Annotated in this window: 12 protein-coding genes and 1 pseudogene; 7 read left to right on the top strand and 6 right to left on the bottom strand. The window is 53.2% G+C overall.

Translation table 11 applies throughout. From position 1 onward, the window contains the following. Nucleotide 1 precedes the first annotated feature (1 nt). The 3 genes from GOX61_RS16780 to gntH form a co-directional block, all read right to left on the bottom strand. Nucleotides 2-1,633, bottom strand: coding sequence for a hypothetical protein (locus GOX61_RS16780; RefSeq protein ID WP_170335547.1), 1,632 nt, complete (start codon nucleotides 1,631-1,633; stop codon nucleotides 2-4). 88 nt (nucleotides 1,634-1,721) lie between these two features. Beyond that, on the bottom strand, nucleotides 1,722-2,492 hold the full coding sequence (locus tag GOX61_RS16775; protein WP_217353898.1) for an OprO/OprP family phosphate-selective porin: 771 nt from the start codon (nucleotides 2,490-2,492) through the stop codon (nucleotides 1,722-1,724). A gap of 104 nt (nucleotides 2,493-2,596) precedes the next feature. Next, nucleotides 2,597-3,928: a guanitoxin biosynthesis MBL fold metallo-hydrolase GntH gene (gntH, locus tag GOX61_RS16770; protein WP_170335543.1), complete on the bottom strand. Its 1,332-nt coding sequence runs from the start codon at nucleotides 3,926-3,928 to the stop codon at nucleotides 2,597-2,599. A gap of 164 nt (nucleotides 3,929-4,092) precedes the next feature. On the opposite strand from gntH, the gene GOX61_RS16765 reads away from it, so the two are divergent. After that, entirely contained in the window at nucleotides 4,093-5,427 is a 1,335-nt protein-coding gene (locus GOX61_RS16765) for a tetratricopeptide repeat protein (RefSeq protein ID WP_170335541.1), read from the top strand. Here GOX61_RS16765 and GOX61_RS22660 read toward each other — a convergent pair. Next, nucleotides 5,342-5,638, bottom strand: a complete 297-nt coding sequence (locus GOX61_RS22660) for a hypothetical protein (protein WP_254436903.1) — start codon at nucleotides 5,636-5,638, stop codon at nucleotides 5,342-5,344. The genes GOX61_RS16765 and GOX61_RS22660 overlap by 86 nt on opposite strands. Nucleotides 5,639-6,298: 660 nt before the next feature. Between GOX61_RS22660 and GOX61_RS16755 the strand changes: the two genes are divergently transcribed. Both GOX61_RS16755 and GOX61_RS16750 read left to right on the top strand, forming a co-directional pair. Further along, nucleotides 6,299-7,039 carry an ABC transporter ATP-binding protein gene (locus GOX61_RS16755; RefSeq protein ID WP_170335539.1) on the top strand — a complete coding sequence of 247 codons (741 nt, stop codon included), beginning with the start codon at nucleotides 6,299-6,301 and terminating at the stop codon, nucleotides 7,037-7,039. 4 nt (nucleotides 7,040-7,043) lie between these two features. Further along, nucleotides 7,044-8,678: a putative ABC exporter domain-containing protein gene (locus GOX61_RS16750; protein WP_170335537.1), complete on the top strand. Its 1,635-nt coding sequence runs from the start codon at nucleotides 7,044-7,046 to the stop codon at nucleotides 8,676-8,678. 857 nt (nucleotides 8,679-9,535) lie between these two features. On the opposite strand, the gene GOX61_RS16745 is transcribed toward GOX61_RS16750, so the two are convergent. Further along, complete coding sequence (locus tag GOX61_RS16745; RefSeq protein WP_170335536.1) at nucleotides 9,536-10,819, bottom strand: serine hydrolase domain-containing protein; 1,284 nt, start codon at nucleotides 10,817-10,819, stop codon at nucleotides 9,536-9,538. 413 nt (nucleotides 10,820-11,232) lie between these two features. On the opposite strand from GOX61_RS16745, the gene GOX61_RS16740 reads away from it, so the two are divergent. Continuing rightward, nucleotides 11,233-11,736 (top strand): GNAT family N-acetyltransferase, encoded by a 504-nt coding sequence (locus tag GOX61_RS16740; RefSeq protein WP_170335534.1) that lies wholly within the window; start codon nucleotides 11,233-11,235, stop codon nucleotides 11,734-11,736. Nucleotides 11,737-11,754: 18 nt separating this feature from the next. On the opposite strand, the pseudogene GOX61_RS16735 reads toward GOX61_RS16740, so the two are convergent. Next, nucleotides 11,755-12,291: pseudogene (locus tag GOX61_RS16735) on the bottom strand (IS5 family transposase); the annotation flags it as partial. Between GOX61_RS16735 and GOX61_RS16730 the strand changes: the two are divergent. From GOX61_RS16730 to GOX61_RS16720, 3 genes are all read left to right on the top strand, one after another. Beyond that, nucleotides 12,202-13,347 (top strand): helix-turn-helix domain-containing protein, encoded by a 1,146-nt coding sequence (locus tag GOX61_RS16730; RefSeq protein ID WP_367646977.1) that lies wholly within the window; start codon nucleotides 12,202-12,204, stop codon nucleotides 13,345-13,347. The pseudogene GOX61_RS16735 and the gene GOX61_RS16730 sit on opposite strands and share 90 nt — an antisense overlap. A gap of 108 nt (nucleotides 13,348-13,455) precedes the next feature. After that, nucleotides 13,456-14,862, top strand: coding sequence for an aldehyde dehydrogenase family protein (locus tag GOX61_RS16725; RefSeq protein ID WP_170335530.1), 1,407 nt, complete (start codon nucleotides 13,456-13,458; stop codon nucleotides 14,860-14,862). Between the two features lie 21 nt (nucleotides 14,863-14,883). Next, nucleotides 14,884-16,860: a tyramine oxidase gene (locus tag GOX61_RS16720; protein ID WP_170335528.1), complete on the top strand. Its 1,977-nt coding sequence runs from the start codon at nucleotides 14,884-14,886 to the stop codon at nucleotides 16,858-16,860. Nucleotides 16,861-18,492: the final 1,632 nt, after the last annotated feature.

Raw genomic sequence — 18,492 nt, 5'->3', positions numbered from 1 at the left:
ATTACCCTCCTGTTTTGGCGCTGATAATCGTCAGCTCATCAAGCATCCAATGGTCGCCATGCTGCGAAACGTCTAGCAAGCCGCGATAAGAAACCGTTTGCCTGTGTAGGTGCCCCCAATGACCTCCGCTTACACGGGCAGTCCAATTGGCGAGGGCCTGATGCTGATGTCTGTCTTCGCCGGGCGAGAAGCTTTCGACGTTCAGGTCTGAAATCGCTTCGACTCGTGCCAAGGCGCCAGAGGGCAGGGTAACCGACAAGCCACGACGCATCTCTGCTTGAACCTTTTCGCGATTGATTGCTTCGACATATGGCTCCATCGCCGCCACGGTATTGTCATCTCGCGTCTCAAGCATCGTGGTTCCGATGTTGGTCAAAAGGCCTTCTACGATTTGATGCGTCGCGATCTCATCCGGCTCAGGCGCTGTCGACAAGTTGTTCAGTGAGTAAGTGACAATCGCAGCGGCTCCGAATGCCCCGGTCAGGCCAAGCAAGATCAGACGCTGACCGTTTGCACGTTGCGACGAATAATAGGCGCATACCAAACACAGAAAACCTAAGCCGAACGCAAGCGAAGGCACCTGAGCTACACCTGCGACTTTGACGACGACCGGGCTCGTTTTCGGATTGACCCAAGTTGTCAGATGATTGTTCCAACTTACAACAGGATCGGATGCATAAATCTGCGAGGGAACCGCCCCTGCCGGATCGGAGAGGGTGATCGGAATAACTTCCAGACCATCTGGGAAAAGCTCCCAAGCCAGGTCAACTCGGCTCGGCAAGGTCTCAACCGGATAGGAAAGGACAACACCCAATAGCATCGTCTTTCGGTTAGCCTCTGCTTCATCCGGAAGAACACGCAAACCTTCGGCACCAACTTTGATACGTGAAACCTGCACCGTTTCCGGTTTCATCGGCTTGCCGTCTACGGCGAGCGGGTTTCTAGTCGCAAGAAAGTCCGATACGCCAGACTTGATCCTGGCGACATCATCTGGAGTTAATCGCTCTGCGCCTTCAAAGTCCAAATCCGCCCAAGTTTCGAAGTCTTTCAAACGCAATATGATCTCGTGCCGGACCACACGCGGCTCCATGGCCAGGAACGACATCATCGGAGACTTGTGGTGGCGGGTGAGGTTTGGGTTCTCAAATTTGCTAAACCAAGGATCATTCCAATCTGGCAGTATTGTCTCAGCCTGAGAAAGGTAACGATAGTCTGTCACTGGAACGCCCATGTGCTCTACCACAACGCCGAGTGAAGCCAGGGGAATCCCGTCTGGACTTAGGGGGGGAATGAATGTGACCCGATCAGGCTTGCCATTGAACGGAAACTCCATATCCACGAAGACGACATTTTCGCTGCGTGGTCGCGGTCGAAACTGAGCGCTGGCTGCAGTTTGCCGGGAAATTCTGGGGCGCACATCAATCGTATTCGTTGTGCTGGTCAGTTTCTCTTCGTCTGCCCAGATCTGAAGGTTTCGACCCGTACGCTCGGCCAGTGACGTACCCGAACCATCATCTGGAATGACGAATATGGGATAGTCGTTCAAATCGACCTCAAGGAGAACCCGCACATGACCAGGCTGCACCGAAAGCTCGACAAAGTTTGGGGCGGTTTCCCCGCCGTAGGGGGACACGAGGTCAGCAATCGATTGGTTCGCGCTAAACGTAAGACTGGCGAGCACCGAGCCCAACCAAACGCATATTGTGCCGCATTCTCCAATCTTAGAAATGGAACGCGACGGCAGCATAGATACCATTCTGGTCAACATCATAGGCAAACTCCCCGCCCGTGCGGTCAGTGGAATAGTCAATTCCATAGAACTGATAGCCAAACCGCAGGGACGTGTTCTCCCAGCCTTTCCAGTCAAAACCAGCCAGAAGCAGATATTGCAGGTCATCGCCATTCACGCCGAAACCACTCAGTTCAGCGCGACTGGCGAAACTCCATTTCTCGTTGATTTCCATCGCATAGCGGAGTGCGATCATTGGCTCGAACCAATCTTCCGTTCCGCCCAGCGTTACGCCGGGTCCGGGGCCTGCAATGTTGATCTCTTGTTTAAGTCGGTTCCACTGAACGCCAATTGCGGCGTCTGCTGCATAGCGTCGGCCCGAAGCAAGGACCCCGTTTGCGAACCGGTAAGCCCCCTGAACGTTTACAAAGGTCTGCCGGACATCAACATCAACGCCTGCTCTTCCGCCCGGTAGAGTTCCGTCTTCACCAAGCCTTACATAGTAGAGTTCAGAGATGATCCCAAAGTCTCCGTTCCAACCTTCGTAGCGCACTGAGGCGGCACCTTGGAGAACATCGAGTACCTCGCTCAGGCTCAGATCCAGATCGACGCTTGTACCATCAATTGTCGATGTACCCGTCGTGCTGAGCGGCAGGAACAGATAGGGCGTAATGGAATGTCGCCACCCGCCTTCATCATCTTCTGAACGCGCAAGAGATTGAGCGCTCGCCGCATGGGATGTCGCTATAGTCAACCAACCCACACAAACCAAATGGCGATAAATCAAAGATGTGTGTCGCATAAGGAAACCCGATCAGATTTAGGTAAAGCCGGCGCGTGTTGCAGTCGCGCCGGTCAAATTTGACTTTATTGATCGCCGGGATACGGGAACTCTTGGCCCAACACCTCTGACGCTTCCTCGTAGATCGGTCGCAAGACGTCATCCACGTCGTCAACACCCCCGAGAGTGAACTCTGAGAACGTGAGAACATCTTGCGGCACACCAGCTTTTTCAGAGAAATTGACTCGATCCTGCATGTCTGGTGCTTGCGCCGGAGCAGCCAATGGAGGTGCCCAAGTTCTTTCTTCGGTTGCGGCCATACGGATGATTATGTCGTCCTTGGTGACGTTCCATACCATAAAGTCGTCTGCCAGACTGAGCGGGCCGTCATAGGTTGATCGAATACGCTGGTAGACCGAGTTGACCGTGTCGAAATCGTTAAAGAAATGATACGCGACGGCCAATCTTGGTTGGATGTCACTCATCACCTTTCCAAAGGCTTCAGGTGCTGTGTGGACTTGGGTTCCGACCAATAGTGCCGATTCAGGTGTAAACTTCATTTTGGTGACCAGTTCAGGTACGGCGATGAAACACTCGTGGATCGCGAGATCTGCATTCTTTGCGTATTCTTTGAACCATTTGTTCGGATAGGTGTCCGAGCTGAACACAAATTTCAGCCCATTCCACTCCAAAGCATAACTAACCGAGCCATCAATTGCGTGGATTGCTGGAAAGGACCGGATCGTTACACCATTGTTCTCGTAGACCACTTGGTTTTCACCTTTGTAGTCGAATTCGTTGATTTCCAAGCTGTATCCGCGAAAATCTGTATTACCGGCACGCGCGGCCAGATCCCAGGTCAACATCCGACGCATATTTTCAAGCGCATAGGCTGTCCCTAACTCTTCCACAGGACCGCTTGGCCCCCAAACCCGCAACGGAACATTTCTGCCCATCAACGCTCCACCGATGAACAGGTCATGCAACGCGCCGAAATGGTCGGTATGCAGGTGCCCGATAAAAACCTTGTCCAAATAATTGTACGGGATTTGCAGGGAAGAAATTCGCTCGGCCGATCCCGAACCAATGTCGAACAAGAACTTGTCTCCGTTGCCCAGTTCCACAAGGAAACACGCAGCAGCCTGAGCAGCCCGCGTTGTAGGCATTCCAGTTCCGCAGGCAATTACTCGCATCTCATCGTCGGCGAGATCTTCGGTATTGGGATAGTACACATCGCGCGGGCGATCACGCACCATCGTCGGAGAAACTTCTTCTGTTTCCTGCGCGTATGCTGCCGAGGGGGCAACTACATCAAATACCGCGTCGGTAATCGCTTGAGGGGAGACAGCCCAAGCGCCAAACATCACACCAATTGCGAAGTGCTTGCTAAGACTCCTGTAATTCAGATGTTGAGCCATGTGTCATCCTCCAGCCGCATGGTGGTTGGCAAGCTGGAGTTGCGGATTTTCGCGCTCCGGCTCGCTGTTTTGGTTACAAGCCTGAGGCTTAGGGAACATACACGTAAGTGACTCACGGTGAATAACGGGGTGACTCACGGGCTGATAATTGCAAAAATACGAATATGGTACGGCATTCCGAAATCGTCTCGGACGGTGAGAAACGCGCTGCCCTAGGCAGATTGCTTGCTGACGCTCATCTAGATGGATCCGATAGACTTCAGGCGTTCCTGACGTACATCGTCGAGGAAGAACTCGCAGGGCGGGGCGAAGAAATCCGCAGCAAGACTATCGCTCAAGATGTTTACGACCGCGATACCTCGGAGGGAACTGATCCGGAGAACATCGTTCGCGTCGATGCTCGGCGGCTTCGCCAGTTCTTGGAACTGCATTACGAAGGTATTGGAAAAGATGATCCGGTACGACTGTGTATCGATAGCGGTGGATATAGGCCGCGTTTCGAAGCCGTTTCAGGCATCGCTACAGTATCAATCTCGACTGAAGTTAAACGTTTTGGACTACCCATAGGCGCGTTCGCCATAGGGGCTTTAGTTGGTGCATTGGTCGCAGTCGGTCTTGCCCAAGATGGACAGGAAACTGCTTCTGCTGAAGTGAGCGGTTTGCCTGCAGCTGACTCGAACGCGTACTTGCAGCGCGCTGCAATTTACGAAAAATCCCCGGCCGCACTACAAGCGTTCAATTTGGCGCAACAGGCGCGGACAATGATATTTCCGATCTTCGACCAACAACGCCAGTTATTGGTTCTCACCGTGTTCGAAGGCGTGATCGAAATCGACCCAGAGTATTTCGGCGGATATGCGGGTGCAGCGCAGGCACTCGCGTCCCTTGCGGTGATAACTCCGCCGTCCGATGCCAAGACCGAATATGCTGATGCCGCCATGAAGCTGGCGAACCAAGCAGTTAGCCTTGCTCCGGACCAAGCCTGGAGCCAGTCCGCTAAAAGCTGGGCCTTTTTCGCCAATCGCGACTACGACGCAGCTTTGCAACTCGGTAGACGGGCCTCAAAACTTGATCCGAATGATGGAGCGGTTCTCGACTTTCTTGGCGCTGTGGCTTTGTTTTCGGGCGCATTCGAGGAGGCAATCGAGACCGCAGACAGGCTCTCGTTGCTGGATCCCAGCAACCAGAGGTTTGCCAATCGAAACATTTCGGGCGCGACGCACTTTCATCTGGGTGAATATCAAACAACGGTAGAGCGCTTTGAAGAGGCAAAGCAACTTGGCGATCCGCTTAGCGCTCCTTCTCTGGCTTATGTGACGGCAGCGCTGTCTGCCATGGGGCAAAACCAAGCGGCCAAAGCCAAGCTGGCTGAACTTGAGCGTGCATGGCCGAACGCGCCAATAGACGCGATACTCAAAAGTATCCACAAAGACGTCGAGAACGCAGAAGCCGTGCTACGCGAGTTACGAAAACAAGGATGGGTAAGCCCTGTCCGATAGGGTGATGAACGACGGCTGATAGCGGTGCCAAGGTCATAGTTTTTTCCGTGTGTGGGGGCTCAAGTCGAAACTCACTCCACCTATCCGCCAGCAGCAGAAATTGTTCATGACTGTCCTGATAGCGCAGCCGGTTTGCAAGCGAGCCTGCATAGTGTCCGATGTGAAGCGGCCCCGTGGTGCGGTCACCTGTCAGAATGTTTGGTTTGTTCATTTGCGTCTTCTCATGAAAAGGGAGGCGGCACATCGGGAGGCTCGGAAAACAAAAGGCCGCCCATGCGGCGGCCTCGGGATACGTTTGGTCATCCGGCCACCCTGTCAGGAGGCCAGCCACCAAGTCATTGCGATGATCGTAGTGTTTTCCATGGAATACTGACTATCGTCTGTGAAATTACTGGTCAATCAATTGGTAGAGAGGGCTTGAGGCTGACCTCGGATGCGGTGCAGCACGTTCGCTTTGCGATGCAAGTACGGCCCAATGAGGACCTTCACCGCATAGTATCTATGTTGCGGTGTGGCCCGCTAAACCGGACCTTCGCTGCATCAGTAACATCGGGGTACTTGCGAACTCACAAAACGCAGGACTTCGTGGGAATTCAGGTGTGACAACCGACTGTCAGCATTGGAAGGTCAGTAGTCAGAATTCACCACTTCTTTTGGTAGCAAATCGATGCGACCTTTAGCACATCACAGTGCGCTAACTACGTATTTCCACTGTTTCATTCAGCTATGGGCATAGTAAATGACTTGAAAAACAGTTTTGGACTTAGAATTGACATGAATTAGTCCAAAATTTCGATGACTTGAGTGGTGTTGGAGCCCATGTCAGCCCGCCAAGTTGGCTGCAAACCAGAGAACCTCGAGCAACGAGCACATGATCAAAGTCACGAACTTCAGCAAACAATACAAAGGCTTCACGGCCGTGAAGAACCTTAGCTTTTCGGTTGAACCCGGCCAAATCCTCGGGCTGGTTGGTTCGAATGGTGCAGGCAAGACGACGACCCTGCGTGCCTTGTGCGGGATTGTCCCTCCGACCTCGGGGCGCCTCTTGGTTGCGGGCCATGACATTGTACGGGAACCAATCGAAGCAAAACGGAACATCGGCTATATTCCTGATGATCCGCGGCTTTTTGACACCATGACGGTCTGGGAACATCTGGCCTTTACTGCAGCGGCTTACCAACTTGTAGATTTTGAGGAAACCGCCGAAGCGCTTCTTGTGTCCTTCGAGCTTACCCATAAGCGCGATACGCTCGTCCATAACTTGTCTCGCGGTATGCGCCAGAAGGTGGCGATCGCCTGTGCCTTTTTGCACGATCCCAAAGTGATCCTGTTCGATGAGCCCTTAACGGGGCTCGATCCGCAGGGGATCCGGGGCATCCAGCAGGCGATCCGAGAACGTGCGCGTTCCGGTGCCGCCATCATCATCAGCTCGCATCTTTTGAGCCTGTTCGAGAACTTGTGCACGCATATTATGGTGCTGAACCTTGGTGAGTGCCGTAGGTTTGGCACGATGAGCGACGTGTTGAGCGAGGTCGGCGAGACCGACAGTAACTCGGCCCTAGAAGAGGCGTATTTCAGCATCACCCAAGACAAAGAAATGGCTGAAGTTTAAAGATATGGATTCCGCGCTTTTTCGTCTTCTTTTGATGCGCCTGCGTGGCGGCATCCGCCTGCGTCTGATCCAATTGACAACTTTGCGCGGCCTGCTCTTTTCTGTTGCTTTTTGCGGGATCGTTTGGCTGCTGCTGGTTGCAAACGGCTCAACTATGGAAACGGGGTTCCTGGCAGACGCCGCCTTGGATCGGCAAGCTTTAAACACGCAGATCAGCACTTACATGCCGATCGGAATGCTTGCGATGTCCCTGTTGACGGTCGCGTTGTCTGTCGGTCCTACGTTTCATTTTTCGCCCGCAGAGATCAATTTTCTTTTCACCGGGCCATTCCGTCGGCGCGACCTGATCATCTACAAATTCGGCGCCTACGTTGCCGGTGCCACATTAAGCTGTGCGCTCATCACCATCTTTGCGCAGGCGCAAACGGGGTCCGCACTGACTGCGTTTATCGCCTCGCTCCTGACGCTCGTCTTCGTTCAGTTGAACAGCGCCGTCATCGGCATGGCTGGGCAAGCACTGGAAGGCAGCAGGTTTGCGCGGCTTCGATGGCCCGCAATTGCGCTGCTTTCCGCCGCTGCGACCGCCACCGCAGTCTACGCTTGGACAACGCCCGAGCGCAGCCTATTCGACCTGCTGTTCGAGTTTCGCCACTCGTGGATCGGCACCATTGTCCTGTCACCCTACATCGTGTTTGCCGAACTCTTCGTAGCGCCATCGCCATTTCCGCATCTGTTCTTTTGGGCCTCAATCGCGGTCCTCATCAACGCTGCACTATTGCACCTTGCAATCAAGCTCGACGCGCGCACGACCGATCGTGCCTTAAGGGAAAACGCCCGACAGAGCGACCGATGGGAGCGCATAAAGCAAGGAGGTTCGTTCTGGGCCACTGAACGGACCGAAATACCTTCGATCCGTCGTGCGCCGACTATAAGTGGTTTGGGGCCGATTATCTGGCGTCAGGCGCTCAACGTTGCCCGCAGTTCATTCAGGGTCGTTGCCGTATTTGTTGGTATGGCAGCCTGCGTCGGGCCAGTCCTTTCCGCGGCCGGTATATCGGTCACGGACTCGCGGGCCGTGTTGTTTTTCTACATCTTTTTTGTGTTCATCCTGCCTCGAACACTGGTTTGCGACTTTCGCGGCGACCTGAGCCGGATGGAAGTCTACAAGACCTTGCCCATCACACCATGGCGCATCTGCGCAGGTCAGCTCGTGACTCAGGTGGTTCTGGCCTGTGTCGTTGCTTTGACCATGATCGTCAGCATCGTTGTCTTTCAAGATGGACTCGGCATACCCGATGCACTGGTCCTTGCGGCTTTTGTATTCCCGTTGACCGTGCTTCTCTATACCGTTGAGAACACCATACATCTTTTGTTTCCGACAAAACTCCTCCCGATGGGACGAGCAGACTTCGAATTTCTTGGTCGTTCACTTGTCGAGTTCATTGCGAAGTCGATTGCCATTTTTGCGGCTGTGGCGGCTTCGGCTGCCGTCGGGCTATTCACATTCACAACGATAAGACCCTCTTGGGTTCTATTGGGGTTGGCCAGCTGGATCACATTGACCTTGTTCGGGCTTTTTGCGTTGGCCGCGATGCAATATGCGTTTCGTCGGTTCGCAGTGGCAGAAAACGTCGACTAATGCGAAGAATGGTGAACGCCGGCCGAGGCCTTCAACCTACTTGAGGCTCCAGCCGTCGGAATGGCGGGTTTGGACCTAATATCTGGTGCGGACTCGTTGAAACTAGCTCTGTCAAGAATAGCAGTTCACCAAAGTTCCGTTCCTGGCACACCATCGAATAGGCGTATCTAGTAACCGCGCTGTCGATGATCAAAGATATGGACCGACAACGAGGACCAACGTGAGTGGTAGTACTGGAAATACCTGCTAGCAGCGTAAGCGGACCAATATAGGTTAAGCACCCCTGAAAAGGAGCTGGCGCATTCACCATTCGGAAACCCCAAGTCGCCTTATCTTTTGGCGCAGGATTTCAGGTTTGAGTCCCCGCATAAATATCAGGCACGCGAGAACAAAATTGTTGTCGCGCGTAAAAATACTTGAATTGTTGCATTTTAAGTTCAAGTATTCGAATGCGTGGCAAGTCTGTATTACCTCTGTTGCTCGCGCATTTGCCAGACCTGTCTGGTTAACCTCCTGGAGATGACGTGAGTGGCGTCGCCAGGAGGTTACTTTTTCGTTGAGACAATCTTCCACAGAAGCGCCTAATGAAGCTAGCTAGGTTGAAATGCCCCCCTTGTGAGCGAAGTTTGTTTTGTTCGTTTGCCTGCTATTTGTAACCTGGTTCTGAACGTCCGGAATGAGCGGTTTGCGACTTGCCGCACTCGCGAAAGACTGAAGCGTGATCAAAGGCGGCTTTGGGCTCGTTGCAGACATTCTAAGTCAACAAAAAAGTCGACTTATGTCTGCGCTGAGCTCGGAGCAGACGTTCGAAGTGCCTTTTTCTGTGCCTTCAAAAGGGGAATGGCTAGGTTTCCCGACTACTCCTCGAATGAGCGTGAGATCGCGTCCATTGCAGCCCACCCCAACGCGATATTCTCCTTGTCTGCACTAACTGGAAGCGATGAGAATTTAACGATTACTGTCCGGGTTGTGGGGTTAATCCAAATGTGCTGACCGTTGACCCCGACGGCGAAGAACGAACCGTGGTCGTCCTTGGTCACATACCACTGATTTCGGTAGAAGCCGTCGGGCCAAGCCTTAGAGTAGATTGTCGGCTGCCAAGCCGCGTTGTCCCCGTTAAAGCGGATATCATCGATCCACCCAGACGGTATGATCTGTCGATCATTGAAGAAACCATCGTTCAGGACCATTTGCGAGAACCTGGCAAGGTCGCGCAAAGTCAGAACGAATCCGCCGTTTGCGGCGGCGGCGCCCTTGTAGTCGACCGTGATTTGGCCATCGTGGTCGGCTCCGAGTTTCGACCAGATCGCGGTGCTCATGTAGTCCGCAAACCGCTGTCCCGAAGCTCTTTCGATTAACCAACCAAGAACGTCAGTGTTGATCGATGCATATTGGAACTGCTGACCGTGCGGTCGCGACGCGTCTTTTTCAATGGTCGTCGCAAAGGCATAGACCCCTTCCTCGGCCATGGGTGCATTTTCGCCGCGCCAAGCTGTTGAGGCCTCGTGTGCGACAACCTCTGCTTGAGGGTCGGCGTAGTCCTCGCTGAAGACTATAGAGGTTGTCATATCAAGAACTTGCCGAACCGTAGCATCACCAAAACCCGGCGCGCCATCCATCTCCGGGATATAGTCCGTGACCTTCGCTGTCGGGTTCAGTCGTCCGTCATTCACGAGTATCCCGGCCAGAGTACCTGTAACGGACTTCGACACGGACATCAGAAGGTGCCTCGTGTCTGGAGTCATTCCATTGAAGTACTTTTCAAAGACGATATCGCCGTTGTGCAGAATGATGAAGCCATCGGTATACGTCCGGACCAGCATGTCCGTGACTGTCATCGGTTGACCGCCCAAGTCGTCAAACTGAAGCCTTGAGAGGTCTTGAGGCGCGAGATTGAGAGGCGCAGCCGGTCCTGAACCACGGCTGATATTTGCAACGTGCAGGAACTCGCTGATATGCTGAAACGCCCAACGATTGTCAGGGCCCTTGTCCCAAGCAGAAATATCGATGGTACGTATTGGAGGATTCCCTTGCATGATCCCCATCTCGGCCGCGGTCATCGGCCGTCCTTCGACAATGTTGTCTTGCGCAAACGCCGCACTGGCAAATGCTAAAGCGCAGAAATAGCAAAGTGTTTTCATTGTTCCCTCCCCCATTTCTTCGAATTTATAACGAGAACCCAAAACCACCAAATTGTGCGGATGTGGCGGTCTGCTTTGTCCGCAGTCCTTCCATCGGCAAAGCGATCGGGAATGTCCGGTTTGCACGGTTCAGAACTTTCTGCACGGGCGAAGCCTCAAAGTGCGGTGAAGGTCTGGTAAGGGCTCCTATCGCCAGTACAAGTGCACTGCTGAAAAACGTCCATTCTGAGCCCGGAGCTGCCGTTAGTCGCGCTTCGGGCCTATGCAAGTGCGGCGCGTCGTGAACGCACAAACCGGACATTGAGCGCAATTTTGTGAAAGGCAGGGGAGTGGGAAAGTTGTCGTTGCTGATTTTCGTTACTTGTGAAGGTATTGGCAACGACCATCAGGATTCAACTGAAAGCCAATAGTCTATGTATTCGATACCAACTTTGGAAACAGAGCGCGTCATATTGCGTGTGCCCACGATGGAGGACTGGCCAGAATACTCTGAGTTGATGGTGTCAGAACGCTCGGTTTTCATGGGTGGTCCTTTCTCTCTTGCTGCTGCCTGGGGATTGTTTTGTCACGACGTTGCGCAATGGGCACTGATGGGAATTGGCGCGCTGATGATTGAAGAACGTCGGTCAGGGCGGTGTTTAGGGCAAGTAGGAGTTAATTCCGGTCCTCTGTTTCCAGAGTATGAACTGGGCTGGCTTATCTATTCACACGCAGAGGGTAAAGGATTTGCCCACGAAGCTGCACAGGCGTTGAAACGCTGGGCGTATCGTGAAAGGAAACTTGAGACACTGGTCAGTTATGTGGATCCATCTAATCTTCGATCCCGTTCGCTTGCCGAAAGGCTCGGCGCTAAGTTGGACGCAGCAGCACCTCGTCAAGATCCGACGGATCTAGTTTATCGCCACCCCTTTGAATAGGTCACCTAGGCTCAGGACTCATAGCCAGAACATGACGAGAGCTGCGATGGCGATTGCTGAGAGGAAAACTGTCGGGCACCTGTCGTACCGTGTTGCGCCGCGCCGCCAATCCTTCAATCGACCGAACATGATCTCTTTGCGGTAGCAGCGTTTGTAACGCCACATGTCATACCTCGCGGGTTTCTTGCGGTGCTTTCGACCTAGTATGCAGGGGCGTGCCATTGTCGTACAAAGCTTTCCTGAACCAAACAGCATCATAGCCGCGATCCCGAGCAACCAATCGACATCTGGCAAGCTACTGAGCAAGACGCATGCACCGATGTAATTGCTGACCTATCCGGCGATTACAAAGAGGTTCGGTGGACGACCTCAGCTGTCGCAGATCGCATGCAACTTTGTGTTCATGCCGCCCTTGGTTCAGCCGCCCGCGCCCCCCTGTTTGACGTCAAAACTGGACGCAGTTCGATGAGCCTTCAGGTAAGTCGCATCAATCATCAGAGTTATTTCCTCGCCTTGATAGGCGGCCAGAGCAGCCATCATCTCGCCAAAGCCACCCGTCTTGCAACAAGAAACGTTTTGCTGAAAACCTACAACACCGGTACTGTTTACGCCAATCCAATCACAGCAAACCCAACGCTCATGAATCCACAACCAAACAACGCATCATTTGCACCGCTTGTGCAGGCGAATTTGCGTTCGCGATCCGTGGAAGGGTTTTCTCAAGATCTTGAAAGGGTCTGCGGGCAATTTGCCGTCGAATCTGGGTCTGCCTCACGCGGGCGCATTGATGGAGACGTTTCCACATTACCAGTGTCACGATTTGAAACGGCAATTGTATCTCTAGACGCTCAAAGAGTTTTTCGAGACGAGCGTATGATACGGAAGGATCCCGGAGAGCACTTGTTTCTACTCATACAGGACAAGGGAAACTGTCGCATTCACCAGAACGATACGTCGGTTTTGTTGACCCCCGGCGACATGTATCTTGTTGATAGCGCAAAACGCTCCGAGTTTGTCTATGACGGGATGAACTCTCGCCAAATCTCGATCCACCTGCCGCGTGATGAGATGCTGCACAGATTCGGGGCAATTTGCACCGGTGGGATTGGGGTGGACCACAATGATCCCTTGTTTGTGGCAATGCGCGCCGTTCTGGCCAAGATATTTGCGGAAGATAACGCAGTTACACTGCAGCTGGGCGAGGCGTTCTTGAGTTTGCTGGGGGCCTATTTCCGATGTGTCAGCCATCAGGAAGATCAAAACGGACGAGAGGCTAACGCAGTTCTGTCACGTGCCTTGCAACTGATAGAGCGCAAAGCGACCGATCCTGCATTCGGGCCGCAAGCGTTGGCAGAAGCTCTGCAAGTATCGTCCCGGACCCTTCAGCGCCATTTCGGAACGATTGGTGAAACGGCGAGTAAGCGTATCTTGTCTGTGCGGCTTGAGACCGCAAAAGCCCGACTGAAGGAAGTGAACTCTGACGCCGGACGCGACACGATCGCCGTCGTGGCGTATGATTCCGGGTTCAACGATCTGTCGCATTTTTACAAGGTCTTTCGGGAACGATTTGGTGTCTCCCCGGGGGCTGCGCGAAAGAATATGTCGCCTTGACCCAAATCTTGTGGCGCAAAACCCCAAGACTCGACCGACCGGTCGGCTAAACTTTCTCTCTATGATTGATGGTCGTGTACGAGCATCGAGATTCAGGGAGGACGAGACATGATCGAATACGATCTGACCATCGATGGTCAGCCAATATCCACGGCAACCATGTTTGATGTGCTGAACCCATCGACGGGTGAAGTTGCAGGACGGGCGCCCAATGCGACGACAGCCGAACTGGAGACGGCAGTTGCAGCTGCAAAAACAGCATTTGAAAGCTGGTCGGCCAGATCGGACGAAGAATTGCAATCCGCCTGCGAGGCTGTGGCACAGAAGATCGGAGAGCATTCCGATGAGCTTGCCAAAATCATTACCGCCGAACAGGGAAAGCCGCTGAACGGTCTGGGATCGCGCTGGGAAATGGGCGGGGCAGGGGCCTGGGCCGGATATACTGCTGGCCTGTCTTTGCCGATGAAGGTTCTGCAGGACAGCAATGAAGGACGGGTCGAGTTACATCGCAAGCCACTTGGTGTTGTAGGATCGATCACACCTTGGAATTTCCCGGTGATGATTGCGATTTGGCACATCATGCCAGCACTGCGTACCGGCAATACTGTCGTCATCAAACCATCTCCCCAGACGCCATTATCAACATTGCGTCTTATTCAGATTATGAATGAAGTTCTGCCTGCGGGCGTTGTGAATGTTATCACCAGCGATGACATCGGTGATAATATCGGTGGCGCGATGTCAGCCCATCCCGATATCCGTAAGATTGTTTTTACCGGGTCTTGCACCACCGGGCAAAAGGTCATGGCGTCGGCCGCCGAAACCATGAAACGCCTGACGCTCGAGTTGGGCGGCAATGATGCGGGCATCGTTCTGCCCGACGCCGACCCACACGCTATTGCCGAAGGTCTGTTCTGGGGTGGGTTCATTAACAACGGCCAGACTTGTGCCGCGATGAAGCGCCTCTATGTTCATGAAAGTATCCATGACGAGGTCTGCGACGCGCTTGTTGAATTTGCCCGCAATATCCCGGTGGGTGATGGCATGGACGACCATGCGATACTCGGCCCGATCCAGAACAAAATGCAGTTTGACAAGGTCAGCCGCCTGGTCGCCGACGCGAAACAGCGTGGTCGGGTGCTACTGGGTGGCGCACCGGGCGATGGGTTGTTCTTCCCTCCTACGATCATTGCGGGGCTGAATAACGGCGACCCATTGGTTGATGAAGAACAGTTCGGCCCGGCGCTGCCGATCATCAAGTACTCGGACGTGGAAGATGCGATTGCCGCTGCGAATGACAGCCCGAATGGGCTGGGTGGCTCGGTCTGGTCGTCTGACATTGAGGCCGCCAAGGCAGTTGCCAGCCGCATGGAATGCGGATCAGTCTGGATCAACAAGCATGGCGCCATTCAACCCAACGCCCCGTTCGGCGGGGTCAAATCATCTGGGATCGGCGTCGAATTCGCCGATGAAGGTTTGGCCGAATACACCGATATCCAAGTCGTATTCAGCTAAAGAAAGACAGGAGAGGAAAAGATGAAAATCAGGAATATCCTTGCCACAACTGCGCTGGGAGCCGTCTTCGCCGGTGGGGCCCTTGCGCATCCATTGGACGGACTAACGCCCGACGAGCTTCAGCAGATCAACACGATCCTGAAAGACAGCGGCACCGTCACGGATGAGACGCTGTATCCGTTGATCGACCTGCATGAGCCGTCGAAGGCCGACGTTCTGGCGTGGAAAGTAGGGGATGCGCTGGATCGTAAAGCGATGGTGCAATACACAACCGACGAAGGCTTTAGCGAGGCGATCGTAAATATCACGCAAGGCACGGTCGAAGAGAACTTTGCCATCGAGGGCTCGGGCCAGCCGATGGTTCTGTTCGCCGAGTTTATCGGTGCGCTGGAAGGTGCTCTGGGCCACCCGGACATGATCGCGGGCTTGGAAGCACGTGGTTTAACAAATGAAGACGCGTTCTGTCTGCCTCTCACAGCGGGCAATTTCTTTACCCCCGAATTCGACGGTACGCGTCTGATGAAGGTGCCCTGCTATCAAAACCCGACGGGCTCAAACTTCTACGCAAAGCCAATCGAGGGTCTGTTCGCAATCTACGACATCGGCAAGCAGGCAGTTGTTGAGGTCATCGACACCGGTGCGATCCCTTTGCCGCAAGATCCCTGGGGTTACACGCTGGAAGAGGTTGCCGAACGGGCCGAGCTGCGCCCTGAAACCAACAAGGTGCTGCTGACTCAGGAAGGTGGACCTAACTACAAGCTGGATGGTAATCATCTGGAATGGGATATTTGGCGCATGAACCTGCGCGCGGAAAAGCGTGCTGGTCTGGTTGTCTCAAACATCGATGTGAACGATCAGGGCAAATGGCGTTCGGTCATTTATCAGACGCATTTGTCCGAAGTGTTCGTCCCCTATATGGACCCGACTGACGGTTGGTACTGGCGGACCTATATGGACAGTGGCGAATACGGGTTCGGCCTGTTCCTGACACCGCTTCGCGCAGGCGTTGACTGCCCGGCATATGCGACCTTCCTGCCCGCTGTGATCGCGGACGACGCCGGTATGCCGCTGGAAATTCCGGATGCGATCTGCATTTTTGAGCGTAACATTGGCGATCCTGCATGGCGTCACTTCGAGATCTTCGCTCAGACACCCGAAAATTTTGTCCCGGCCGAAGGTCGTTCGGAAACCGAACTGGTTGTGCGGACGGCATCGGAAGTCGGGAACTATGACTACTTGATCGACTACCGTTTCAAGCAGGACGGTCAGATGTTCATCAAGATCGGCGCAACTGGTCTGGACGCAGTCAAAGGTGTGGTTTCGACCTCGATGAACGATGCGACGGCTGCGGAAGATACGAAATACGGCACGTTGATTGCACCGCATCTGGTTGCGGCCAACCATGATCATTATTTCAACTTCCGTATCGACTTCGACATCGACCAGCCGGTCAACCACATGGGTTTGATGGAAATCATCCCGGCTGAAGTGCCTGCAGACAGCCCGCGCAAATCGATGTGGACCTGGCAGCACGTGATGCCGGATAGTGAGCTGGACGCACGCTATCGCTTCAGCGCATCCAGACCGCGTCACGTCCATATTTCGAACCCGCAAGCGGAAGGCTATCTGGGCCATACCCCGGGTTGGATGATTCACCACGGCTCGATCGCCTATGGCCCGTTTGACTTTGAAAACGACCCGCCGTTCAAGCGAAATGCCTATATCGAGTATTCCTCGTGGACGACAGTGTACGATCGCGATCAGCGCTATGCGGGTGGTAAATACGCGATGCAAAGTGACGGTTCGGACACGCTGGCCGAATGGGTAAAAGAGGACAAACCCCTCATGCACCAGGACATCGTGTCGTGGTTTACTGCAGGGTTCCACCACATCCCGCGAATGGAAGACTGGCCGGTCATGTCGACCGAGTGGAAGACGGTTCACATCATGCCGTTCAACTTCTTCGCTCACAACCCAGCGCTGACGATCCGCGAGTGATTATGGGCAAATGAAACAATCGAAGGGCGGCCTATTGCAGGCCACCCTTCGTTTGTGTGTGATCTTATCGATATCGATTTCTTAAAGTTTGGTAGGGCCGTCCGCTCGACTTTGCAAAGTCGACTTTCTGCGTATTGTCGTTATTGAAATTGATGGCAGCGAAGCCGAAGCGTCCAGCCCCGAACGCCGGATCCAGTGCGATCAGACCTCATGTGTCGAAGCAGTTCCTTGTAACTTGATAACAAGCCAATTGAGATGACAAGCGCCAGATGAATTCCCCAATTTTGGCAAAAAGTTGCGTTCTCGGCCGACAAAAGTTGTGTTTCAAGTCAGACAAGTTCCGATTCAAACCGGACGGCATAAATACGTGGAAAGTGGCTGGGGTGCTAGGATTTAAAATTCTATAAAAATTATTTTAAAACAAATGTATAATAGAGGTAAGCTCGAGAGGTGTTCCGGGGTTGGTTGCTTCGCAACTTCTTGTAAGTCACTTAGTGATCAAAGTTACGACAGGTATCCACATATCTTTAAAACCCACTGAAGAGCTTAACATGCTTAGATTACCAAAGAGCTTTCTCGAGTTTTTTATACGCAGTCTGAAGGCAGTACCCTACCTAGCGGTGGTGTTCGGACCAGTGTTTGCACTGATCGGTTTATGGGAAAGTCAGTCGACCAAGCAGTTCTTAAGTGAATCTAAAGACGTGCAAGCGATCGTTCTTCGGATCGACGAGCAGGTCGGTGAGAAAGGTCGTGTTTACAGGCCCACCTTTGAGGTTACGGACGAGGGTCAGAAAGTAGAGTATACGGGTAACTTGTGGACGTCGCCGAAGCCTCACAACGTAGGTGACATTGTTCGGGCAAAGTTTCAACGCAGCTCTGGAAAAATAATGAGTGAGCGAATGATCCAGAGTTCCAAAAACTTGAGCGAAAGCCTCCTCAATTTAGGTGTTTTCTCATTTATTCTAGGCATTTGTTACTTCGCTAGGAGATGGTGGTTGACCAGAACTCGCGCAAAGGAAACTGAAGGCTGAGGTGGGGGCGCAATCGATTGATGCATGAGACAAATCGTTGGGCTGAGAATCTGACACAAGTTCGTTGTTTGTGTTTAAAGGTGCGGAGTGAACAATGCTAAAGCTGTTCTCTTCACGCGTCATGTTGTGCGAGTCACTGTAAAGTTGACAAGTTGGAATCCGCGAACCGCAGCATATTGAAAGTGCCCGCATACGTTGCGGGATCTCGCAACATTTCTTATTCACAAAACCGGCAAGTTTCATGGGAAATGGCTGTGCACGCAGTCTGGTGCTATCCGCTCTCGAGCTGACATTTCCCTGATTACAGGGAGTTTGCAGGGAAATTCTGTCGATTATATGTCTTCGTACTGATCTGCCCGCGTCAATGGCCCAGAAATTCAGCTACTTAGCCTAGAATTCCCTACATTCAGAAGCAGGGAATTACTAGCGTCTTTGCAGGGAAATTTCGGCGGTAAACAGAGACGGACAAAATTCAAGGAACGCGTACGGCATGCGCGATATTCCTCGCGGTAGCTGCGAGTATTTCGTCTCGTAACGCTAAAGTTCTATGATTTCAGCAGAACCAAGATGCCGAGTTTTGGCGAACTCATGACGCGTGGGC

It is taken from the genome of Ruegeria arenilitoris (assembly GCF_013030265.1).
In the GTDB taxonomy this organism is placed as follows: Bacteria; Pseudomonadota; Alphaproteobacteria; order Rhodobacterales; family Rhodobacteraceae; genus Ruegeria; species Ruegeria arenilitoris_E.
Note: the sequence above shows the minus strand (reverse complement) of the source record. Positions and strands in the feature narration are given on the sequence as shown.

Coding starts and splice junctions, on each gene's coding strand:
- GOX61_RS16745 (WP_170335536.1), bottom strand. CDS start 10,819: ATGAAAACACTTTGCTATTTCTGCGCTTTAGCATTTGCCAGTGCGGCG.
- gntH (WP_170335543.1), bottom strand. CDS start 3,928: ATGGCTCAACATCTGAATTACAGGAGTCTTAGCAAGCACTTCGCAATT.
- GOX61_RS16740 (WP_170335534.1), top strand. CDS start 11,233: ATGTATTCGATACCAACTTTGGAAACAGAGCGCGTCATATTGCGTGTG.
- GOX61_RS16765 (WP_170335541.1), top strand. CDS start 4,093: ATGGTACGGCATTCCGAAATCGTCTCGGACGGTGAGAAACGCGCTGCC.
- GOX61_RS16730 (WP_367646977.1), top strand. CDS start 12,202: ATGAGCCTTCAGGTAAGTCGCATCAATCATCAGAGTTATTTCCTCGCC.
- GOX61_RS16720 (WP_170335528.1), top strand. CDS start 14,884: ATGAAAATCAGGAATATCCTTGCCACAACTGCGCTGGGAGCCGTCTTC.
- GOX61_RS16725 (WP_170335530.1), top strand. CDS start 13,456: ATGATCGAATACGATCTGACCATCGATGGTCAGCCAATATCCACGGCA.
- GOX61_RS22660 (WP_254436903.1), bottom strand. CDS start 5,638: ATGAACAAACCAAACATTCTGACAGGTGACCGCACCACGGGGCCGCTT.
- GOX61_RS16755 (WP_170335539.1), top strand. CDS start 6,299: ATGATCAAAGTCACGAACTTCAGCAAACAATACAAAGGCTTCACGGCC.
- GOX61_RS16750 (WP_170335537.1), top strand. CDS start 7,044: ATGGATTCCGCGCTTTTTCGTCTTCTTTTGATGCGCCTGCGTGGCGGC.